This is a genomic window from Paraburkholderia sp. BR10882, from assembly GCF_040948855.1.
Taxonomy (GTDB): Bacteria; Pseudomonadota; Gammaproteobacteria; order Burkholderiales; family Burkholderiaceae; genus Paraburkholderia; species Paraburkholderia nodosa_A.
In genome coordinates, this window is the sequence record NZ_JBFPKP010000029.1 from 40919 (window position 1) to 61467 (window position 20549).

Consider the following 20549-nt stretch of genomic DNA (forward strand, 5'->3'; position numbering starts at 1 on the left):
CGTATGCAGGTAATACGGATTGCGCGCCCCGTTAGCCCGTTAGCCCTCTATGTTCCAGGTACCTTACGTAGCGAACGACTGCCTCGCGGAAATTTCCGCACGGTCGATCAGTTCGTCGAGAGTGCGTGCGAGTTCGCCAAGCGCCGATAACGCATACAGATCGAGCTTGTCCGCATGGTTGCGGCGCAAGTCTTTCATGCTTTCCTGCAAGCGCCGTATCGTGCCCGCGCGGCTGTCCGGCAGCGGCCAGCAGTGCATCAAATAAGCCAGCGGCATGAGATTGCGGGATTCGCACCACGTATCGAACAGGCGCATGCAGATCGAGTTCACGTCCTGCACGCGCGCCTTACGGTCGCCCCACTCGGAAATCATCGCGCGTCGCCTCTGCCAAGCTTCGAATTTTGCTGACGTCATGATGAGCCCGCCAATGATCGCGTGCAGTCGTCTTCGACTGCAAACGGTAAAGGGGAACCCTGAATCTTGTGTCGGGAAATCCTGAATGGCGGACTTCGAGGCGCAATCGCACCCTTGAATGTCTGCCGGGAATTTCCGTCCTGGCCCGAAGTAAAGCGGATTGTCGGCGAGATTACGTCGCGTTATGCTGCGCGCGACTGACCGTTCGGTTCCACACAATGCCGCGCATGGCATACGCTGATTTCGTATGAACAGAAGACAGATGATCGCGCAATGCGTCGGTATAGGCGCGAGCCTGATAACGATGCGGGCGACCATGGCGTTGCCGGTCAGCCGTGGGCCAGCAAGCGTCGTATTCCTGAATCCGGGCGAAAGCGTGGAACACGATACGGGCCAGCACTGGCAACTCGTCTCGCGCTTCATGGCCGCGACTGCAAAACGCTTTGGCATGCAGCTGGAAGTGCTCTACGCGGAGCGCGATCATCTGCTGATGCTTCGCCAGGCCGAATCCGTAGCGGCACGTACAGCGGCGCCCGACTATGTGGTGATCGTCAACGAAAAGATGGCCGCGCCGCAGATGCTGCAAACGCTGGCACGCTCGAGCGCCAAAGTGCTGTTGATCCACAACGATCTGACCGAAGCCCAGCGTGCCCAGACCGGCAACGAGCGCGAACGGATCGCGAACTGGATCGGCACCGTCACCGCCGATGCCGGGCGCGGCAGCTTTCGCCTCATGGATTGCCTGATCCGTTCGAACGGCAGCGGCCCCGCCCGCGTGATCGGCATTACCGGCGACCCTGCCACGCCGGTCTCTGCCGAGCGCGCCGCCGGGGTGCAGGCCGCGCTGGCGCGCCGGCCGCAGGACCGCATCGATCAGCTCGTCTATGGGGACTGGAGTTTTTCCGACGGCCGCGACAAGGCGCGCGTGCTGCTCTCGCGCTACCCGGATGCCAATATCCTTTGGGCTGCCAACGATTCGATGACGCTTGGTGCATTGAGTGCAGTGCAGGAGCGGCATCTGTCCACCATCGTCGGCGGGCTCGGTGCGCTGCCCGAAGCCGTGGCTTCGGTCATTCGCGGCGACCTGGCCGCGATCGTTGCAGGCGACCAGTTCATCGGCGCATGCGCGCTGGTCCTCATTCACGACTACCACTACGGCGCGGACTTTGCGCAAGTGGGCGGACCGCGCCAGCGGCTCGACTATCTGAAGGTGCTCGACAGCAGCGACGCCAGGCGTTACGCCGAGATTGCCTTTCAAGGCCGCACGTCTCCCGACTTCAGCCGTTTCTCGCGCGTGCAAAGCCGGCGTGTGGGCGCCTACACGTTCGATCTCGACACCCTGCTCGATTCCGCTTCAAAGGCCGCGTAATGCTGCAAACCCTGTTGCGTGCCCGCTTCCCACGCAGCCTGCATGCGCAGCTCATGCTCTCGCTGCTGGTGCTCTGTACGCTGGTGGCGGGCACGTCGGCGTTCTTCCTGCTCGAGCATGCGCGCGAAGGCCGGATCGCGGAACTCGACGAACGTGCGAACCGCATTGCCGATCTCCTCAGCCAGTCGCTCGCGCAGCCGCTCTGGAATGTCGATCGCGACGCGATCACACGGCAACTGAATGTGCTCAAACCGAATCCGGAGGTGGTGAGCTTCACCGTGACCGCGACCAACTATGGCGTGCTGGCCGATGCGAGCAATGCGCCGATGCCCGACCCGCAGGCGCGCGTGGTTCGCGTGCGGCCGATAGAATTCACGCCACCCGGCAATGCGCCGCCAGAAAAGATCGGCGAGGTCCGCGTGGTCCTGACGCGGGCCGCCGCCGACCGGGGTTTCGAGGCCGCGCGCGCAGCGGTGCTGGGAACGCTCGCGCTCGTGCTCGCCGTGGTGTACGTCACGACCTTTCTGCTCCTCAAACACCTCGTGCGCGAGCCCATCCGGCGCCTGGAAGAAATGGTCGACCGCATCGCGTCAGGCGATCTGGACAGCCGCTGCGCCATCGAATCCAGTGTCGAGCTGGGCCGGCTGGCCGCGCGTGTCAACGTGATGGCGGAGCGGCTGCGCGACTCGACGGCATCGCTCAGGGAGAGCGAGCGCAAGTACCGGAGCATCATCGAGAATTCACTCGAAGGATTCTTCGTGCTCGATCGCAATGGCAAACTGTGCGACGCCAATCCCGCGATGGCCCAGTTGCTCGGCTACCGCGACGTTCAAGGCATGATCACGGCGCCACGCGACGACGCGGGCGCAGTTCATGCCAAGCCCCAGCCGTTTTCCAGCGGGAAAACCGCCCAACTCTTCGCGATGCTGCAATTGACCGGCAAGATCGCGGGCCTGGAAATCGAGCTGACTCGCGCCGACGGCACCGCGGTCTGGTGTCAGCTCAATGCCCGCGGCATACGCTACGACGGCGCGGGCCCCCAATGCCTCGAAGGACAGTTGACCGATATCTCGGGCCGCAAGCAGGCGATGGAGATCCTCACGCGCCATCGCGATCAGCTCGAGGAAGAAGTGCGCGAGCGCACGCGAACCGAGCAGCTGCTTCGCCATTCGCGCGAACAGTTGCGCCAGCTTTCGTCCCACCAGGAGTCGATCCGCGAAGAGGAGCGGCGGCAGATCGCCATGACGATCCACGACGAACTGGGCCAGTTGCTCACCGCGATCAAGATCAATGTCTCCTTGCTCAAGCTTGCGCTGAGCCAGGGCGCCGAGTGGCAACAAAAGGTGGGCGACATCGGCGGGCTGGCTGAACGCACCATCGACATCGTGCGCAACGTCGCGAGTCACCTGCGACCGGCCGCGCTGAATTTCGGGCTCCTGTCGGCACTCGAATGGCTCGTTCAGGACTTCACCCGACACAACGCAACGGTCTGCACGTTCCTGCTCGAAGGCCGCGAACCTTCATTGAGCGACGACCGCGCGACGGCGGTGTTCCGCATCGTCCAGGAGGCGCTCACCAATGTCAGCCGCCACGCGCAGGCCTCGCATGCCGAGGTCGTCCTGCGTTGCATCCATAACCACTTCGAACTCGAGGTCCATGACGACGGCAACGGGTTCGACGTGGCGAAGGCGATCCGTGGGGATTCGTATGGACTGCAAGGCATGCAGGAGCGCGCACGGATGATCGGCGCGCAGTTTCATATCGAAAGCCGGGACGGGCCGGGATCGACGGTTCGCATCGTGTTCAACGAGACGACGGAAAACGTCAGTCGAGCGCTGCCCGCCGATAGCGAACTCCGCTAGTCATGCCTCGTCTGCCTGGCGCTTTTCGCTAGATGCGAAATCCTGATGGTCGTTTCCCTGATTTGCCAACCTGGCCTCATGTCCCGGCGCCCGGCGTCGGCTGTGCCAGCCGCCACGCGAGATTGGCGCGTGCCGCGGCCTCGCAATGCGAATGAAAGTAATCGGTCAGGTAGATGCGCGGGCGCGCGAGCAGCGTCTCCAGCATCCGCCGCTCGTGCATGGCGTAGGCGTGGTCGTCCAGGTCCGGGCGTTCGGCTCTCAGGCGCATGCCGTTGTCCTGAAACTGGCGGCGCGGTGCGCCCAGTGACGCGAGATCGATGTCGCACGCGAAGCGCGCATCCAGTTCATCCGGCGCGCGGGTATGCCGGGTCGCGAGAATCGCTTCGCAAATGCGCTCGCAAGCCGCGATGCGATCGTCTGCGCAGCGCCGCAGCCACTGCGCGCTGCGCTCCTCATTGTCCTGAGCGCCCGGAACATAGATCACGTCGTGGCACCACAGCGCAAGCTCCACGAGATTGCCATGCGCAATCGCCTCGCGCGCCCGGTCGAAATCGCGCAGGCAGCGGTGCACGTGGCGCAGCGTGTGGTAGTGCCGCCCCGCCTCGCCATAACGGCGCGCGAGATCGGCATAGACGGCCTCGGCGCGCGCGCCCCCGCTGCGCGACCATAATTCGACGAAGCGTCCCTGCGTGCGGTTCACCCCTGCTCCTTTGCGCGCAGCGCAATGCTCGGAGAATATTCCTCACGAATGTCGATGGTCGCAGATACAGCAGGTAAGGCACGAGGTCCTCGAAACTGCGCATCACGGGCTCATTATGCGCCGCATGCCCTGCGGGAACAGCCCCGATATTCACCTGGCATCACGTTGGCAACATCGATGCAAACGTATACTCCCTGCCAGTATTCGCCTATACTGCCCCACAGTATCTTCAATCGATGCCGTCATGCCCCATTCCCCCGAAGAAAAGAAGCGCGTGCTCACGCGCGTGCGCAAGGTTCGCGGCCAGCTGGACGCGCTCGAGCGCGCGCTGGAGGAAGGCGCCGATTGCGCGCCGGTGCTCCAGCAACTGGCGGCGATTCGCGGCGCGATCAACGGCGTGATGGCCGGTGTGCTCGAAAGCCACCTGCGCGAAGAATTTACCCACCTTGCGGGATCAGCGGAGTCCCCGGGATCGATCGACGATGTCGTGACCCTCGTTCGAACCTATTTACGCTAGCTCACCGCGGGATTTTTCCCGCGCCGATTCGGCCGACCTTCTTTTTTTACAGGACTACTATGAAATCGCGTGCTGCAGTTGCGTTTGGGCCGGGCAAGCCCCTCGAGATCGTCGAGATCGACGTCGAACCGCCCCGCAAGGGCGAGGTGCTGGTCAAGATCACGCATACCGGCGTTTGTCATACCGATGCCTTCACGCTCTCCGGCGACGACCCGGAAGGCCTCTTCCCCGTCGTGCTCGGCCACGAGGGCGCCGGGATCGTCGTGGAAGTGGGTGAGGGCGTCACCAGCGTGAAGCCCGGCGATCACGTCATCCCGCTCTACACCGCCGAATGCGGCGAGTGTCTGTTCTGCAAGAGCGGCAAGACCAATCTGTGCGTGTCCGTGCGCGCGACCCAGGGCAAGGGCGTGATGCCCGATGGCACAAGCCGTTTCAGCTACAACGGCCAGCCGCTCTATCACTACATGGGCTGCTCCACGTTCAGCGAGTACACCGTGGTGGCCGAAGTCTCTCTCGCCAAAATCAACTCGCAAGCCAATCCCGAGCAGGTGTGCCTGCTGGGCTGCGGCGTGACCACGGGTCTGGGCGCGGTGAAGAACACCGCCAAGGTGCAGGAAGGCGATAGCGTCGCCGTGTTCGGCCTGGGCGGCATCGGACTTGCTGTGATCCAGGGCGCGAAGCTCGCCAAGGCCGGCCGCATCATCGCCATCGACACCAATCCGGGCAAGTTCGATCTGGCGCGCGCCTTTGGCGCCACCGACTGCGTAAACCCCAAGGATCACGAGAAGCCCATCCAGCAGGTGATCGTCGACATGACGGGCTGGGGCGTGGATCACAGCTTCGAATGTATCGGCAACGTCAACGTGATGCGTGCGGCGCTCGAATGCGCGCATCGTGGCTGGGGCCAGTCGGTCGTCATCGGCGTGGCTGGCGCGGGTCAGGAAATCTCCACGCGCCCGTTCCAGCTCGTGACCGGCCGCCGCTGGCTCGGCACGGCCTTCGGCGGCGTGAAAGGACGCTCGCAACTGCCGGGCATGGTCGAAGACGCGATGGCGGGCAAGATCCAGCTCGCGCCGTTCGTCACCCACACGAAGCCGCTCTCGGGCATCAACGAAGCGTTCGACTTGATGCACGAGGGCAAATCGATCCGGACCGTCGTGCACTACTGACACGCAAGGAAGGAGGCAGACCATGGCCTCGGCCATTCACCCCACGGTTGACCGCGGCATCCAGAAAGGCGCCGAAAGCTTCGCGGGCGGCACGCTGCGCTGCCCGTCGAAAGACGCGGGCTGGGACGGCCCCGGCTTCGCAGCCTTCGTGTCCTCGATCATCGAGAGCGGCACACCGCCTTCGGCCATGGCCAACGTGCGCCAGACGCTGCGCGACAAGGGCCTCGAGCCGTACGGTTGTCTGAGCCCCGCGCTCATGGACATTCTCTCCACTCAGGCTGCGAAAGCCAAAGGCACTTACCGGGAGGCCTGAAACGCTTATGGAGCGCATTGAACGACACGTCAGCCACGGCGGCAGCCAGGAGGTCTGGAAGCACGCCTCGTCCACCGTTGGCGGCGACATGAAGTTTGGCATCTATCTGCCCGAGGCTGCCATGCGCGGGCAGAAATGTCCCGTGTTGTACTGGCTTTCGGGCCTGACCTGCACGGAACAGAATTTCATCACCAAGGCGGGCGTGCAACGCTACGCGGCGGAGCACAGGATCATCGTCGTCGCGCCGGACACCAGTCCGCGTGGCAGCGATGTGCCCGATTCGCCCGACTACGATCTCGGCCAGGGCGCGGGCTTCTACGTGAACGCCACGCGGGAACCGTGGGCGAAGCATTTCCGCATGTACGACTACGTGGTCTCCGAATTGCCCGCCCTCGTCGAGGCGGGTTTTGCGGCGAGCGAGGCGCGCTCGATCAGCGGGCATTCGATGGGCGGGCACGGCGCGCTGGTGGTTGCACTGCGCAATCCGGGCCGCTATCGCAGCGTATCCGCATTCTCGCCGATCGTCGCGCCGAGCCAGGTGCCGTGGGGCGAAAAAGCGCTCACCGCCTACCTCGGCGATGACCGCGAGGCGTGGAACCAGTATGACGCCGTGGCGTTGGTCGGCAGCGCGCGCGAACGCTTGCCGCTACTCGTCGAACAAGGCGGCGGCGACGAATTCCTCAATGCGCAGCTACGGCCGGAATTGCTGCAGGCTGCCTGCGCAAAGGCGGGACAACCGTTGACGCTCAACGTTCGTGAAGGCTACGACCATAGCTATTACTTCATCGCCAGCTTTATCGGCGAGCATATGGCCTTTCACGCCAAAGCGCTGGCTTGAAACGCGTTGCGCGCCCGTTCGCTGGTTTCGGCGGACGGGCGCGCTTTCCTATGACTTGCAACTCGGGTTTCGCTGCTCGCAATCCGCCCAACAGCCTGCACGCCATGCGCTCGGGCGCCACTCCGCTCCTCGCGCTATGGTGTCTGCTGGTATAAGCGTCCCTTTCGACTATCGGCGGCCCAATCAAAGGCTCAGCAGCCCGCGATACAAGCCGTAGCCTGCCACGATCGCGGCAACGAGCACGGCCGCGAATACGAATTTCTCCAGATGCGTAAATACGTTCTCCCCGGCCTCGCGCCGCGCCTTGGCGAACAAGACGACGCTCGGCGCATAAAGCAGCGACGAAAGGAGAAGGTATTTCACGCCGCCCGCATAAAGCAGCCAGACAGCGTAGAGCACGGAAACCGCAGCAATCACCAAATCCCTGCGGCGTTCCGGTCGCGACAACTCGTAAGTCTCGCCGCGAATGGCAAGCAGCAGCGCGTACGTCGCCGACCAGAAGTAAGGCACGAGAATCATCGAGGTGGCGAGATAGATGAGCGAGAGATACGTGCCCTTCGACACCAGCGTGATGAGCAGAAACAGCTGCACCATGCCGTTGGTCAGCCATAACGCGTTGGCCGGCACCTGTCTCGCGTTTTCCTTGCGCAGGAACGCGGGCATCGTGCGGTCGCGCGCGGCCGAAAACAGAATCTCCGCACACAGCATGACCCACGAAAGCAGCGCGCCGGCCAACGAAATGGCAAGCCCCACGCTCACCAGCACCACGCCCCAATGTCCGATAACGTGTTCAAGCACGCCTGCCATCGAGGGATTCTTCAGCCCCGCGAGTTGACGCTGCGTCATGATGCCGAGCGCCAGCACATTGACGAGCACCAGCACGAGAAGCACGACGAAAAATCCGATCACCGTGGCCTTGCCGACGCTCTTGCGATCCGCGGCACGTGCCGAGAAAACGGTCGCCCCCTCGATGCCGACGAACACCCAGACCGTGACGAGCATCATGTTTCGGACCTGATCCAGCACACCGCCCAGCGCCGGATTCGAGCGCGCCCAGATATCGGCCGAGAAGACATCCAGCCGAAACGCGAGGAGGCAGATCAGAATGAACAGGACGAGTGGAACGATCTTCGCAATCGTCGTGAACTGATTGATGAAACTCGCTTCCTTGATGCCCCGCAGCACCAGAAAATGCACGCTCCACAGCAGCACCGAGGAGCAGGCGATTGCGGGTAACGTATTGCCTTCGCCGAATACAGGGAAGAAATACCCGAGCGTACTGAATAACAGCACGTAGTACCCGACGTTGCCGAGCCACGCGCTGATCCAGTAGCCCCAGGCCGAGGCGAAGCCCATGTAATTGCCGAATCCGGCCTTGGCGTATGCGTAGACGCCGCCATCGAGATTCGGCTTGCGGTTGGCGAGTGTCTGAAATACGAGCGCGAGGGCCAGCATGCCGAAGGCCGTAATGACCCAGCCAATCAGTACGGCGCCCACACCCGCGGAAGCGGCCATATTCTGCGGCAACGAAAAGATGCCGCCGCCGATCATCGAGCCCACGACGAGGGCAACGAGCGCACCCAGTCGCAGCCCGTTTGTCTCCCTGTGTTCCCCAGCGGCATCGAACCCGTGGGTGGCGTCGCTCATATCCGCTCCGTCTTCGCAGTGTCAGGTCGGCGTATCCGGCTCCATTGCGAAATCAATGTTGGCAGGTATGCAGGCAAATGCAAGGAAAACGCGGTGCATTCGGAATGCGACAGGAAACGACAGGAAACGTCGGGCAATGCACGGCGCATCGCCGGCATTGCGATATGATCGCGCTTTACTGTGCCGGGATTCCCTACATGCAAGTGCTGGTCGACGCTGACGCCTGCCCCGCCGTCATCAAGGACATGTTGTTTCGTGCCGCGCGGCGTGCCGAAGTCCTGGTGACGCTGGTGGCAAACCAATATCTGCGCACACCGCCGCCGCCCTTTATCAAGTCGATTCAGGTGCCGGCGGGTTTCGACGCGGCTGACGCCCGTATCGTCGAACTGGTCGAGGCCGGCGACCTCGTGATTACCGCCGACATACCGCTTGCCGCCGCAGTGCTCGAAAAGAACGCGCAAGCGCTCGATCCGCGCGGCAACTGGTTTACGCGCGAAAACATTCAGGAACGGCTGACGATGCGCGACGTGATGGATCAACTGCGCAATGCAGGCATCGAAACGGGCGGTCCGGCGCCGTTCAGCGCGCGTGACAGCAAGGTGTTCGCCGGCCAGCTCGATCGATTTCTCGCGCGGCATAGCCCGCCGCCGCGCAAGACTGAGTGAGCGCAGAAGGCGCGAGACGTTTGGGATCGTCGTGGTCCCGCACACGCGAATCGCGCGCGATTAGAGCCGAAATATTTCCTGCGCGCCGCTAACCCCTGCAAAGCGCAGGGTTTTTGTCAGGTGATTTGACGCCAAAAATGAGGCGGCGCGACCGCGAACCCCGCTGCCTCCCGAAACAAGCCGATCCCCCGCCCGCCCCAGCCCAGCCGGACTTTGCCGCGGATCGCCCCTGCCAGGCTCGATGCGTATTGGGCAGACACGATAGTTCGTCGTCCTCAACGCTGTGCGTTTCGCTCTTGCCATTGGGCGGCGTCTTTCCTATGATCATCAAACGCGAATCACTCTCATTCTCATCGAAGCGTCACGCGCCGCGTAAACGGTTGCGCGTTGCGCCTCGTTAGCCTTCTCGCCGTCTTGGTCCTTCGATGAGGTAACCCGACATGGTCCTTTCCGCTCCAGGTGAAAGTTCAATCATGAGTACAACTAATGTCAAACCAGGTCCAACCTCGCCCGTGCTCGACTTCGTGGCGATCGGCCTCGGGCCGTTCAATCTGAGTCTCGCCTGCCTCGCCGATCCGATCCGCGATCTGCGCGGCCTCTTCCTCGAACGCAACGAGGACTTCGACTGGCACCCGGGCATGCTGATCGACGACACGACGCTGCAAAACCCATTTCTCGCCGATCTCGTCAGCCTCGCGGATCCCAAAAGCAAGTTCAGCTTCCTCAACTACTGCAAGCAGGAAGGCAAGCTCTATGCGTATTACATTCGCGAGCGCTTTTATCTAAGCCGCGCCGAATATAACCGCTACTGCAAATGGGCTATCAGCCAACTGTCGAGCATCGCGTTCGGCTCGAGCGTGGAACACGTTGAATACGACACGCAGCAAGGCCATTACCTGGTGCGCGGGCGGCACGTGCGCACCGGCCAGCCGTTCATGCATCGCGCCGCGCGCCTCGTGATCGGCGTGGGTTCCGTGCCGCAATTGCCGCCGTGCTGCGCCGAGCTGCGCGAGCGCTGCATCCATAGCGCGCATTACGTGGCGTGCAAAGCCGAGCTGCAGCAAAAGCGCTCGATTGCCGTGATCGGCAGCGGCCAGAGTGCAGCCGAGATTTTCTACGACCTGCTCAAGGAAAGCGACGAGCACGACTACACGCTCACGTGGATCACGCGTTCGCCGCGTTTCTTCCAGATGGAAAATACGAAGCTCACGCTGGAAATGATCTCGCCCGACTATATCGACTACTTCTACAACCTGCCGGATGGCGTGCGCGAAAACATCATTGCCAAGCAGGACAGTCTCTACAAAGGCGTGAACGCCTCGCTCATCAACCAGATTTATGACCTGCTCGACGACCGCCGCAGCCGCGGCTGCAACAGCGCGCGACTCATCACCAATTCCGAGTTGAGCGCCTGTCGTCACGACCGTATCGAAGACCGCTTTCACCTGCGCTTCGTGCAACGCGACGAGGGCGTGCAATACACCCACGTGACGGACGGCGCGATCTTCGCGACCGGCTATGGGCAGAACGTGCCCGGCTTCATCGAGGGCATTCGCGCACGCATCCGCTGGGACGACAAGGGGCGCTACAGGCTCTCGCGCAACTATGCAATCGACGTAAGCGGGCGCGAGATCTTCGTGCAGAACGCAGGGCTCTACAGCCACGGCCTGACCAACCCCGACCTCGGCATGAGCTGCTATCGCAACTCCTGCATTCTGCGCGAGCTGACCGGTGTGGAGCACTACAAGATCGAGCGGCGCATCGCGCTGCAGGACTTCTCGGTGCCGGACACGGAAGCGTTCGTGAAGATGCCGCTGGAGGCGCAATGAAGCTGCGCAGCACGATCATCCTGATGACGACCTTCGCCGTCGTCAGCGATGCGATCCTGATCCCCTTCTACCCGCAGTTCTTCGCCGCGCGCTATGGCGTGACGAGTCCCGTGCATGCGGGCGCTTACGTGGCGTTCATCTCCATTGTCGTGATGCTCACGCTGCCGCTCTGGGCGCGCATTGCGAAGCGCCTCGACGCCATGCATCTGCTCGTTTATACGCAGTGCGCCGCGGGCGTGCTTTCGGTCGCGAGCTATTTCGCGGCGACGGTGCCGCTCTTCTGGGTACTCTCGCTCGCGATGTTCATGTGCAAAAGCAGCTACCTGCTGATGTACCCGTACATGATGCGCCTCGAAGCGAAAGAATCGCATGCGCATACCATCGGCGTGCTTTCGGTGGTGGTGCACTTCGGCGCGATTGCGGGCGCGGTGGCGGGCGGCTTCGTCATGCAGGTCTGGGACGCGCATCACTGCATCTTCGCGATGGCCGCCGGCGACTTCGTGCAGATGGCGATCTGCCTTGCCCTGATCCGCACCCACCGCATTGCGCGGCGCTGCCGGTTTGCGGATTCTGCCGACGAAGCACCGGTCAAGGCGGGCCTGGGTGCGCGCATGCCGATCCTGCGTCTCGCACTGCTCATGCTCGCGTTCGACTTCTGCGTGTATCTCATCCGGCCGTTCATGGCGTCGTACTGGCAAGCCGTCACTCATGCGCCCGGCGAACTGGTTCCGGGGCTCGTGTTCGCCATTCCCGGCATGGTCGCGCTCGTCGCGCTGCGCCTGAACAAGCGCCTCGCCACCCAGGGCAAGCGCGTGCCCGATCACATGCTCGCGAACCTGCTGCTGTGCACCGCCGGCATGCTGCTGCAAGGCGTGGAGGCGCCGCTGTGGATCGTCGTGGGCCGCGTGATGTTCGGCTGGGCGCTGTTCCAGATCGTCGTGAAGCTCGACGTGACGATGTTCGCACTGAGCACGCCCGCCTCGTATGCCGCCGACTACAGCGTCATCAACTTCTTCCAGAACCTCGGCGTGCTGCTGGCTTCGTTCGCGGCCGGCGCGATCGTCGACGAAGCCGGCTTGCGTGCGCCGTTCTTCGTGGCGTCCGTGGGCCTCGTTTTCACGGCGCTCGCGAGCGTGTGGCTGCTCGCCCGGCCGCGCGCCCAGGACTCGGCCCTTTCCAACCCGATTGCCGAAACAGGAGTCACCGCCCGTGCGAACTGAAATCGCTGCCGACGAAATCGCGCTGTGTCATGTCCCGGCTGCACGCATGGCCATGCCCGAGGCCTTTCACATCCGCCCGCTCGACGCGCAACGCGACGCGCCCACGCTGCACCGCTGGTTCATCGAAGAACGCGCCGCGTTCTGGAACATGCGCGACAAGAGCGTGACGGAGGTGGCCGCGTTCTATCAGGCTATCGAGGACTCGGGGCACGCGCGCGCCTGGCTCGGTTCGCAGGATGGCGTACCCGCCTTCCTGTTCGAAACCTACGACCCGGCTCACGAAGAGATCGGCGAGCACTACGACGTGTGCGAGGGCGACCTCGGCATGCATCTGTTCGTCGGCCCCGCGGCCCGGCGCATATCGGGCTACACGCGCCACGTATTCGAAACGCTCATGGCGTTCCTGTTCGAGCGCCTTGGCGCGCAGCGCATCGTCGTCGAGCCGGATGCGCGCAACGCACGCATCCACGCCCTGAATCGCGCGATGGGCTTCGTGTATACGAAGGACGTCGCGTTTCGCGAGAAGACCGCCTCGCTCGCTTTCTGCACGCGATCCGCTTTTTACGCCGCCATTACGCAGGATCACTAAATTCCATAAGGACATCGCAACATGAATCACGTCGCAACCCAGGCTTCCATGCAACATGTGCTCCTCACGCCCCATGAGGCTACCGCCCACCTCATACCCGAGGTGTGGCAGCACGCGAACCGCATGTTGGTGCGCAAGGCCATTGCCGAGTACGCGCACGAGCTGATCGTCGAGCCACAGCGTGTGGGCGATGCGCCCGGCGAGCACTACGCGCGCTATGCGCTCGAATCCGACGACGGTACCCGCGTCTACACCTTCGACGCGCGCCTGCTCGCACTGCGCCACTGGAGCATTCGCCCCGAGACCATCGTGTGCTCGCAGGACGGCGCGCCGCAACCGCTCGACGCCCTCGCCTTCATCCTCGACGTGAAAGCGCGGCTTGGCATCAAGGAGGAGATGCTGCCCATCTACCTCGATGAAATCAGCAGCACGCTGTATGGCGCAGCCTATAAAGCGGTGAAAGATGGCCCGGACACAGCCGAACTCCTCGATGCCGATTTCCAGTCGATCGAAACCGCGATGAGCGAGGGCCATCCAGGCTTCGTCGCCAACAACGGCAGGCTCGGCTTCGACGCGGGCGACTATCGCGCGTTCGCGCCCGAGGCAGGCTCGCCGATTCAAATCGTCTGGCTCGCCGTGCACAAGGAGAACGCCGCGTTCCACAGCTCAGCCGACCTCGACTACGAACAGCTCATGGCAGAAGAACTGGGCGTGGAGACCATCGCGCGCTTTCGCTCGATCGTCGAAGCGCGCGGCGTGGACTTCGCCGACTATCGGTTGATGCCGGCGCACCCGTGGCAGTGGTTCAACAAACTCTCGATCGCGTTTGCAAGTTATGTCGCGACCAACCGCATCGTTTGCCTTGGCTTCGGCGCGGACCGTTATCAGGCCCAGCAATCGATCCGCACGTTCTTCAATCTCTCGGACCGTTCGAAACGCTATGTGAAGACGTCGCTCTCGATTCTCAACATGGGCTTCATGCGCGGACTCTCGCCGTACTACATGTCGGGCACGCCCGCCATCAACGACTTCATCAAAGGCCTCGTGGCGAGCGACGCGTATCTGCAAGGCAAAGGGCTCACCATCCTGCGCGAAGTCGCGTCCATCGGCTTTCGCAATCGCTATTACGAAGCGGCCGTCCAGGTGGACAGCCCCTACAAGAAGATGTTTTCGGCGCTCTGGCGCGAGAATCCGCTCAGTCTCGCGGGAGACGGCCAGCGGCTCATGACCATGGCCGCGCTGCTGCATACGGACCGCCATGGCGCAGCGCTGCTGCCGGCGCTGATCGAGGCTTCGGGGCTCACGGCGCAAGCCTGGCTCGAGCGCTACATGGAGGCATATCTCGCGCCCCTCGTCCATTGCTTCTACGCACACGATCTCGTGTTCATGCCGCACGGCGAAAATCTCATCCTCGTGCTTGAAAACCATGTGCCCGTGCGCGCGATCATGAAGGACATTGCGGAAGAATCCGCCATCCTCAACAAGGATGCGCAGCTTCCGGAAAACGTCAAGCGCCTCGCCGTGGACGTGCCCGAGCGCGTCAAGCTGCTCGCGATCTTCATCGACGTGTTCGATGGCTTCTTCCGCTACATGAATCAGGTACTCGTCGAGCACGGCTGCTGCACGGAAGACGTCTTCTGGGACACGGTGGCGCGCTGCGTTGCACGCTATCAGGACGAGCACCCGCAACTCGCGCGAAAATACGCCGAATACGACCTCTTCGCGCCCGAGTTCCTGCACTCGTGCCTGAACCGTCTGCAACTCGGCAACAACCTGCAGATGGTCAATCTCGCCGATCCCGCGGGCAATCTGAAGATGGCGGGCAATCTGCAGAACCCGCTGGCGGGCAGGCGCGGCGCGGCGCGAGACGCCGCGCAAGCGAATGGCATGAACGCCGAAGCGGTCGCGGCATAGCATGGCGGCAAACCGCGCGCTCGACGACATGCTGCAGCTCGCCGCGCGGCTCGTACCGGGGTTGCGGGGCGTGGTAGCCGCGCGCCCCGCGCAAGGCATCGTGCATACGCGCCCGGCGCCGCCTGGCGGGGACGCCAATCGCGCTGCGCTCGATGCGCTCGTTGCCTTCTGGTCGCGCACCTACCCTGAAGCGGGCCGCCCGTACTGGTCGTCGCGCTGCTGGGGCATCCTGATCTGGCAACCGCTCTACTTGAGCGTGATCGGAGTGCATGCGGCAGGCGTGTCGCTCTCGCTTGCGGACATCGCGCAACCCATTGCCGAGGGCTGGACCCGCGAGGTCCGCATACGCGATCACGAACCGGCGCAGGGCGACACGCACGCATCGATCACGCACGCCGCACGCGAAATCGTCTCGTGCTGCGAGCAGATGCACGACGAGTTGATGCCGGTGATTCGCCTGAATCCGGCAGCAGCGCGTGCCACGCAAGCCGACGTAGTGCTCGCCGCACTACTAGCGGCACGCAAGGCGCGTCCCGAATGGAGCGACGCACAGGTCGAGGCGCATGGCCAGCAGTGGCTCGCAGCGCTCGGCCTGCAAGGCTGCTCAGGCTATTTCCCGTTTTCGCGCACGGACGGCGCAAACGCACTCGCGCTGGAGCGGCGCACCTGCTGTTACCACTATCGCCGCCGCGACGGCGAACTCTGCAGCACCTGCCCGCGGCTCGCAAAGCATGAACGCATCGTGCGCCTGAACGCGCAACACGAAACAGGATGAAACCGACCGATGAACGATATCAGTGACCTCGCGCATCTCGCGCTGCCGACCGATACGGAGGAGGTGCATGCGCAATTGCCCGCGAGCGCCTATTTCGACGAGACGCTGTTCGAGCGCGAGATGGCGCGTATCTTCGCTCACTCGGCGCTATACGTGGGCCACGAACAGTCGGTGCCCGAGCGCGGCGACTGGCGGCACCTGCCGCAGGACGAAGGCGGCCGCGTGCTGGTGCGCGGCGAACACGGCGTGCAATTGCTCTCGAACGTCTGCCGTCATCGCCAGTCGCTCATGCTGGGCGGCAAGGCCGGCAACGTCGCTGCGAGCGGCGGCCCGCCTGCGCAAGGCAATCTCGCCGCGAGCGGCGGCAACATCGTATGTCCTTTGCATCGCTGGACGTACGCGCCTGGCGGCGAGTTGATCGGCGCGCCCGAGTTCGAGCGCAAGCCGTGCCGCAATCTCGAACGTTTCGAACTGCGAAATTGTCATGGGATGCTCTATGAGGGACCCCGCGAGCCCGCGCGCGACATGGCGCGCGTGTTCATGCGCCCCGAGTTCGACTTCTCCGGGTACGTGCTCGATCACGTCGAAACGCATACTTGCCGGTACAACTGGAAAACCTTTATCGAAGTCTATCTGGAGGATTATCACGTCGCGCCATTCCACCCAGGCCTCGGGCGCTTCGTGGCCTGCGACACGCTCGACTGGGAATTCGCCGAAACGTACAGCATGCAGCGCGTGGGCGTACACGCCGCGCTTGCGCAGCCGGGTTCGGAAATCTATCGCGCGTGGCACGATCGATTGCTCGATTATCGCGGCGGCGAGGCGCCCGAGTTCGGCGCCATCTGGCTCGCGTATTTCCCCACGCAGATGATCGAGCTCTACCCGCACGTGCTCGTGGTCTCGACGCTGTATCCGAAGAGCCCGCAGGAAACGCTCAACGTGGTGGAGTTCTACTACCCCGAAGAAATCGCGGCATTCGAACGCGAATTCATCGAAGCTCAACGCGCGGCGTATCTGGAGACGATGATCGAGGACGACGAGATCGCCGAGCGTATGGATGCGGGACGACTGCGGCTCCACCGGCGCGGCATCAGCGACGCCGGGCCGTATCAGTCGCCGCTCGAAGACGGCATGCGCCATTTCCATGCGTGGTATCGGCGCGCCCTCGCGGGACCGCTCGAATGAGCCATTGCGTAACCGCGCAAGGCAGGCGGTTTGTAATGGCGCGGCGAATGCAACGCACGCCCCGCGCCTTCTCGTTACGTCAGGCGTTAGCCACTTCGCTCAAGCTCGGGTAGTCCGTATAGCCTTGCGCGGCGCCCCCAAAGAAGCCGTTGCGATCCGCCGCGTTCATCGCCGCATTGCGCTGCAGGCGGGTGACGAAATCGGGATTCGCCAGCACCATCTGACCGTAGGATTCCAGGTCCGCCAGCCCCGTGGCCACATCTGCGCCAATCTGTTCGCGCGGGCGGCCAGCCCGGTTCACGATCAACGCGCCCTTCCACAGCTTGCGAATGTCAGCCAGCAGCGCCTCGTCGCCCTGATGCGCGATGTGCAGATAGGCGAGCCCCAGTTTGTCGAGTTCGGCCACCAGATAGTGATAAAGATCGGGGCCTTGGGCGCCTTCGTCGATGCCCCACAGCGTCGTGCCCGGTGAAAGGCGGATAGCCGTGCGGTCCGCGCCGATTTCGCCGGCAATGGCGGCCGCGACTTCGAGCGCAAAGCGTGCGCGGTTTTCGATCGGGCCACCGTATTCGTCCGTGCGCGTATTGGCGCTCGGCGCGAAGAACTGCTGAACCAGATAGGCATTCGCGCCGTGGATTTCGACACCGTGCGCGCCGGCATCAACGGCGTAGCGGGCGGCGGTGCGGAAATCGTCGACGGTGCGGCGGATTTCTTCGATGGTCAAGGCACGCGGCACGGGAATGTCCTGCATGCCCCTGGCCGTGAACATGGCCGTACCCGGCGCAATGGCGGAAGGCGCGACGCCCACGCGGTGGTGCCGCGTATTGTCGGGATGCGACATGCGGCCGGCGTGCATGAGCTGGATGAAGAGATGGCCGCCTCTCGCATGCACGGCGGAGGTGACTTTTTTCCATCCGGCGACATGCGCGTCGCTATAAATGCCCGGGGTCGTCATGTAGCCCTGGCCCTCATCCGAAGGCTGCGTGCCTTCGGTGACGATCAAGCCAACGCTCGCACGCTGGGCGTAATACTCGGCGGCCAGTTCGCCGGGCGTGCCGTCGGCCAGCGCGCGCGAACGCGTCATGGGCGCCATGACCAGACGGTTTGGCAGCGTGTAACGTCCGACGCGTACGGATTCGAAAAGCTTGCTCATGATGATCACCTCGACTGGTTTGGATGGTGCATCATCGCCTGCTTCACGATTGGGATAAATATGGTAATTTGGATATCATTGATCCATTGATGGAGCAGTCAAGGTGGAACTACTGAACGACATGGCCTTGTTCGTGGAAGTCGTCAAAGCCAAGGGGTTTCGCAGTGCCGCCGACGCGACAGGCATGCCGAATTCCACCCTTTCACGCCGCATCAGCGGCCTGGAAAAGGCGATCGGACTGCGCCTGCTCCATCGCACGACGCGCAAGATCGAGTTGACCGAAGCGGGTCAGGTCTACTTCGAGCGCTGCAAGCGCATCGTCGATGAAGCCCGCCTCGCGCACGAGCAGCTAGGCGACATGGTCGCGCAGCCCAGCGGCGTGCTGCGGGCCTCGTTTCCGGTCGATTTCGCCGTCAACTACCTCGCGCCCCTGATCGCCGAATTCGCCAGTCTCTACCCAGCCATCTCCTTCGATTTCGAACTGAATCCGCGGCGTGTCGATCTGGTGAGCGATCCGTTCGACGTGGCGATCCGCATGGGCGAGTCCGAGAGCTCGCAACTCATTGCGCGTCCGCTGGCGTCGCTCACACCATATCTCTATGCGTCGCAGGGCTATCTCCGGCGCGCGGGCGAGCCAGGCAAGCCGGCCGACCTGGAACGGCACGAATGCCTGGTTATCCTGAGGGCTGACACGTGGACCTTGCACGACGCAAAGCGCACGAGCATGGTGAAGGTGGGCGGACGCTTTACGCTCAACAGCGTCGGCATGATCCGCCGCCTCGCTACGCTCGACATGGGCATCGTGCTGCTGCCAGCGGAAATCGTGGCCGACGAGGTGGCCAGCGGAGCGTTGCGGCGGATTTTGCCGCAATGGCATGGCACGCCCACGCCGGTCTACGCGATTACGGAAACGCGTCTGCTGCCGGCGAAGACGCAGCGCTTTATCGAGTTTTTGCGGGCGCGGCTGGCGCGGTAGCGCACCGCCGAGGATGTATGGCCGCTGAGATATCCGCGAGCGGCGCTGCGGCCGCTCGCGGATTCGGCACTACGACTTAGAAGGCAACGTAGGCCGACGTAGCGACGCCTTGATTGCCATCAGTGCTCGGATCGTAATTGACGTACACAGTGCGGCCATAGAAAAACGGCATGCCGAAATCGAAGGCGACGCCCGTCATGATCCCGCCGACGTTCCCGTACGCGAAGCCACCGTCCTCGAACAAATTCAGCGCGTTGGCGATGCTAAGCCCCGCCGAAACGTTGGTGCCGTTGAACCCTGTGACAGAAGGCGTCCGCGACACCGTCGAAGCGGGGCAGTAGAAGCCGATCGCGCGCGTGCACATCGTCGACGATAACGTGCTGTCGGGGAAGAACAGACCGTTTGAGCCCGTATCGAAGAATGCCGCCGACACGCTCGTACCGCTCAGTGATGCACTTTGCACGTTGCCATAATGGTCGGTTGTGAGCTTCTGAATGCCGGAAGTCGGCACTACGTTGTTCGACTGCGTACCGATGCCGAACGTCAGGAACCCGGTTGCGCTCGTCGAACCCGACGACGTCACGGCCGGCATGTTCAGGATCACGCCCGTGTTGTCGGTCGGGAACAACCGGACCGGATTCGTCACTTGCGACGCTTCCACTACCGCGAGGTCCGTGCAGCTCGTCGAACTTCCCGACCCCGTGCAGCCGAAATAGACGCCGTTCGGCGTGGTTGCGCAGCCACTGCCGCAGTCGTATTCCGCGGGGCCGATGCCGAGAATGCCGTGCGCCGCGATTGACGACGACGTGTCGTTGAGCGTACCAACTGCGCAGCCGTCGTTAGTGCCGCCAGCCGCCGTTTGCGGCAGATCGCCCATGACATGGATGGGCACGCTCGAAGCCGTTTCACCGCCGATCGTCACATCCGCCGTACGAACGGAGCCCCAGGTGTTGCCGTCGGCAAAACCGAAGCACTCGGCAACGGATTTGCCGCTCACTGTCTCGACCGGCAACGCCGCCTGCATGGTGCTGTTCAGCGCATCCAGCGTGAGCCGCAACCCCCACGACCCCGTATCGACCTGGATGTCGTTGATCGTTTGGCACGTGCTCGTGCCGTGAGCGCAAATCGTCACGCTGACCGTCGGAATGTTCGGGGCGTTTTTGACGCCCGACGCCACAGTCACGGCAACCTGGTTGCTCGCGAGCGTCGCGGGCAAGCTCGATACCGGGGCGCCGGCAGCGAGGACCGTGCTGTTGGACGTACCGCCCGTGCCGCCGCTGCCTGTCGACGTGCCCGCCGACGAATTGCCCGATCCGCCGCCACCACCGCAACCCGCGACGAGAGCGACAGTCACCGCCAAACCGAATGCAGCCAGCATTCGGGCCAGTTTCCCATTGATACTCAACATGGTTCG

The 20549-nt window shown here is 63.3% G+C and carries 19 protein-coding genes; 14 read left to right on the forward strand and 5 right to left on the reverse strand.

All coding sequences use genetic code 11. The features are described from left to right. Window positions 1-63 precede the first annotated feature (63 nt). Window positions 64-732: a hypothetical protein gene (locus tag AB3X99_RS37625; RefSeq protein ID WP_368619867.1), complete on the reverse strand. Its 669-nt coding sequence runs from the start codon at window positions 730-732 to the stop codon at window positions 64-66. Here AB3X99_RS37625 and AB3X99_RS37630 point away from each other — a divergent pair. Then, window positions 731-1783, forward strand: a complete 1053-nt coding sequence (locus tag AB3X99_RS37630) for an ABC transporter substrate-binding protein (RefSeq protein ID WP_368619868.1) — start codon at window positions 731-733, stop codon at window positions 1781-1783. The genes AB3X99_RS37625 and AB3X99_RS37630 overlap by 2 nt on opposite strands. After that, window positions 1783-3645, forward strand: coding sequence for a PAS domain S-box protein (locus tag AB3X99_RS37635; RefSeq protein WP_368619869.1), 1863 nt, complete (start codon window positions 1783-1785; stop codon window positions 3643-3645). The genes AB3X99_RS37630 and AB3X99_RS37635 overlap by 1 nt, the downstream gene beginning before the upstream one ends. A 76-nt stretch (window positions 3646-3721) precedes the next feature. Here the strand turns inward: AB3X99_RS37635 and AB3X99_RS37640 are convergent, their stop codons facing one another. Next, window positions 3722-4345 (reverse strand): hypothetical protein, encoded by a 624-nt coding sequence (locus AB3X99_RS37640; protein ID WP_342947548.1) that lies wholly within the window; start codon window positions 4343-4345, stop codon window positions 3722-3724. Between the two features lie 244 nt (window positions 4346-4589). On the opposite strand from AB3X99_RS37640, the gene frmR reads away from it, so the two are divergent. Genes frmR through fghA form a run of 4 tightly spaced genes read left to right on the forward strand, consistent with a single transcriptional unit; the run spans window position 4590 to window position 7182 of the window. After that, window positions 4590-4862 carry a formaldehyde-responsive transcriptional repressor FrmR gene (frmR, locus tag AB3X99_RS37645; protein WP_028203886.1) on the forward strand — a complete coding sequence of 91 codons (273 nt, stop codon included), beginning with the start codon at window positions 4590-4592 and terminating at the stop codon, window positions 4860-4862. 59 nt (window positions 4863-4921) lie between these two features. Next, window positions 4922-6031 (forward strand): S-(hydroxymethyl)glutathione dehydrogenase/class III alcohol dehydrogenase, encoded by a 1110-nt coding sequence (locus tag AB3X99_RS37650; protein ID WP_342947549.1) that lies wholly within the window; start codon window positions 4922-4924, stop codon window positions 6029-6031. A 22-nt stretch (window positions 6032-6053) separates the two neighbouring features. Next, window positions 6054-6344, forward strand: a complete 291-nt coding sequence (locus tag AB3X99_RS37655; protein WP_342947550.1) for a hypothetical protein — start codon at window positions 6054-6056, stop codon at window positions 6342-6344. A 7-nt stretch (window positions 6345-6351) separates the two neighbouring features. After that, on the forward strand, window positions 6352-7182 hold the full coding sequence (gene fghA, locus AB3X99_RS37660) for an S-formylglutathione hydrolase (protein ID WP_368619870.1): 831 nt from the start codon (window positions 6352-6354) through the stop codon (window positions 7180-7182). A 183-nt stretch (window positions 7183-7365) separates the two neighbouring features. On the opposite strand, the gene arcD is transcribed toward fghA, so the two are convergent. Beyond that, window positions 7366-8829 (reverse strand): arginine-ornithine antiporter, encoded by a 1464-nt coding sequence (gene arcD / locus AB3X99_RS37665; RefSeq protein ID WP_342947552.1) that lies wholly within the window; start codon window positions 8827-8829, stop codon window positions 7366-7368. A 197-nt stretch (window positions 8830-9026) separates the two neighbouring features. Here arcD and AB3X99_RS37670 point away from each other — a divergent pair, with 197 nt between their 5' ends. From AB3X99_RS37670 to AB3X99_RS37700, 7 genes are all read left to right on the forward strand, one after another. Further along, window positions 9027-9494, forward strand: a complete 468-nt coding sequence (locus AB3X99_RS37670) for a YaiI/YqxD family protein (RefSeq protein WP_368619871.1) — start codon at window positions 9027-9029, stop codon at window positions 9492-9494. A 473-nt stretch (window positions 9495-9967) separates the two neighbouring features. Beyond that, window positions 9968-11323, forward strand: a complete 1356-nt coding sequence (locus AB3X99_RS37675) for a lysine N(6)-hydroxylase/L-ornithine N(5)-oxygenase family protein (RefSeq protein ID WP_368619872.1) — start codon at window positions 9968-9970, stop codon at window positions 11321-11323. After that, window positions 11320-12543 carry an MFS transporter gene (locus AB3X99_RS37680; RefSeq protein WP_368619873.1) on the forward strand — a complete coding sequence of 408 codons (1224 nt, stop codon included), beginning with the start codon at window positions 11320-11322 and terminating at the stop codon, window positions 12541-12543. Before AB3X99_RS37675 ends, AB3X99_RS37680 begins: the two co-directional genes overlap by 4 nt. Further along, window positions 12533-13132 carry a GNAT family N-acetyltransferase gene (locus AB3X99_RS37685; RefSeq protein ID WP_368619874.1) on the forward strand — a complete coding sequence of 200 codons (600 nt, stop codon included), beginning with the start codon at window positions 12533-12535 and terminating at the stop codon, window positions 13130-13132. The genes AB3X99_RS37680 and AB3X99_RS37685 overlap by 11 nt, the downstream gene beginning before the upstream one ends. 48 nt (window positions 13133-13180) lie before the next feature. After that, window positions 13181-15046: an IucA/IucC family siderophore biosynthesis protein gene (locus AB3X99_RS37690; RefSeq protein ID WP_368619889.1), complete on the forward strand. Its 1866-nt coding sequence runs from the start codon at window positions 13181-13183 to the stop codon at window positions 15044-15046. A 1-nt stretch (window position 15047) separates the two neighbouring features. Next, window positions 15048-15821: a siderophore ferric iron reductase gene (locus AB3X99_RS37695; protein ID WP_368619875.1), complete on the forward strand. Its 774-nt coding sequence runs from the start codon at window positions 15048-15050 to the stop codon at window positions 15819-15821. A 9-nt stretch (window positions 15822-15830) separates the two neighbouring features. Continuing rightward, window positions 15831-17006: an aromatic ring-hydroxylating dioxygenase subunit alpha gene (locus AB3X99_RS37700; protein ID WP_368619876.1), complete on the forward strand. Its 1176-nt coding sequence runs from the start codon at window positions 15831-15833 to the stop codon at window positions 17004-17006. Window positions 17007-17085: 79 nt separating this feature from the next. On the opposite strand, the gene AB3X99_RS37705 is transcribed toward AB3X99_RS37700, so the two are convergent. Beyond that, window positions 17086-18159 (reverse strand): alkene reductase, encoded by a 1074-nt coding sequence (locus tag AB3X99_RS37705; protein WP_368619877.1) that lies wholly within the window; start codon window positions 18157-18159, stop codon window positions 17086-17088. A gap of 103 nt (window positions 18160-18262) precedes the next feature. On the opposite strand from AB3X99_RS37705, the gene AB3X99_RS37710 reads away from it, so the two are divergent. Beyond that, on the forward strand, window positions 18263-19135 hold the full coding sequence (locus AB3X99_RS37710; protein ID WP_368619878.1) for a LysR family transcriptional regulator: 873 nt from the start codon (window positions 18263-18265) through the stop codon (window positions 19133-19135). Window positions 19136-19211: 76 nt separating this feature from the next. Here the strand turns inward: AB3X99_RS37710 and AB3X99_RS37715 are convergent, their stop codons facing one another. After that, a complete protein-coding gene (locus AB3X99_RS37715) occupies window positions 19212-20543 on the reverse strand; it encodes a DUF3443 family protein (RefSeq protein ID WP_368619879.1) in 1332 nt (443 codons plus the stop codon). Between the last annotated feature and the right edge of the window lie 6 nt (window positions 20544-20549).

Bases quoted from the DNA above. Each gene is read 5' to 3' on its own strand.
- AB3X99_RS37630 (WP_368619868.1), top strand. From the start codon at position 731: ATGGCGTTGCCGGTCAGCCGTGGGCCAGCAAGCGTCGTATTCCTGAAT.
- AB3X99_RS37625 (WP_368619867.1), bottom strand. From the start codon at position 732: ATGGTCGCCCGCATCGTTATCAGGCTCGCGCCTATACCGACGCATTGC.
- AB3X99_RS37635 (WP_368619869.1), top strand. From the start codon at position 1,783: ATGCTGCAAACCCTGTTGCGTGCCCGCTTCCCACGCAGCCTGCATGCG.
- frmR (WP_028203886.1), top strand. From the start codon at position 4,590: ATGCCCCATTCCCCCGAAGAAAAGAAGCGCGTGCTCACGCGCGTGCGC.
- AB3X99_RS37650 (WP_342947549.1), top strand. From the start codon at position 4,922: ATGAAATCGCGTGCTGCAGTTGCGTTTGGGCCGGGCAAGCCCCTCGAG.
- AB3X99_RS37655 (WP_342947550.1), top strand. From the start codon at position 6,054: ATGGCCTCGGCCATTCACCCCACGGTTGACCGCGGCATCCAGAAAGGC.
- fghA (WP_368619870.1), top strand. From the start codon at position 6,352: ATGGAGCGCATTGAACGACACGTCAGCCACGGCGGCAGCCAGGAGGTC.
- arcD (WP_342947552.1), bottom strand. From the start codon at position 8,829: ATGAGCGACGCCACCCACGGGTTCGATGCCGCTGGGGAACACAGGGAG.
- AB3X99_RS37670 (WP_368619871.1), top strand. From the start codon at position 9,027: ATGCAAGTGCTGGTCGACGCTGACGCCTGCCCCGCCGTCATCAAGGAC.
- AB3X99_RS37675 (WP_368619872.1), top strand. From the start codon at position 9,968: ATGAGTACAACTAATGTCAAACCAGGTCCAACCTCGCCCGTGCTCGAC.
- AB3X99_RS37680 (WP_368619873.1), top strand. From the start codon at position 11,320: ATGAAGCTGCGCAGCACGATCATCCTGATGACGACCTTCGCCGTCGTC.
- AB3X99_RS37690 (WP_368619889.1), top strand. From the start codon at position 13,181: ATGCAACATGTGCTCCTCACGCCCCATGAGGCTACCGCCCACCTCATA.
- AB3X99_RS37695 (WP_368619875.1), top strand. From the start codon at position 15,048: ATGGCGGCAAACCGCGCGCTCGACGACATGCTGCAGCTCGCCGCGCGG.
- AB3X99_RS37700 (WP_368619876.1), top strand. From the start codon at position 15,831: ATGAACGATATCAGTGACCTCGCGCATCTCGCGCTGCCGACCGATACG.
- AB3X99_RS37705 (WP_368619877.1), bottom strand. From the start codon at position 18,159: ATGAGCAAGCTTTTCGAATCCGTACGCGTCGGACGTTACACGCTGCCA.
- AB3X99_RS37715 (WP_368619879.1), bottom strand. From the start codon at position 20,543: ATGTTGAGTATCAATGGGAAACTGGCCCGAATGCTGGCTGCATTCGGT.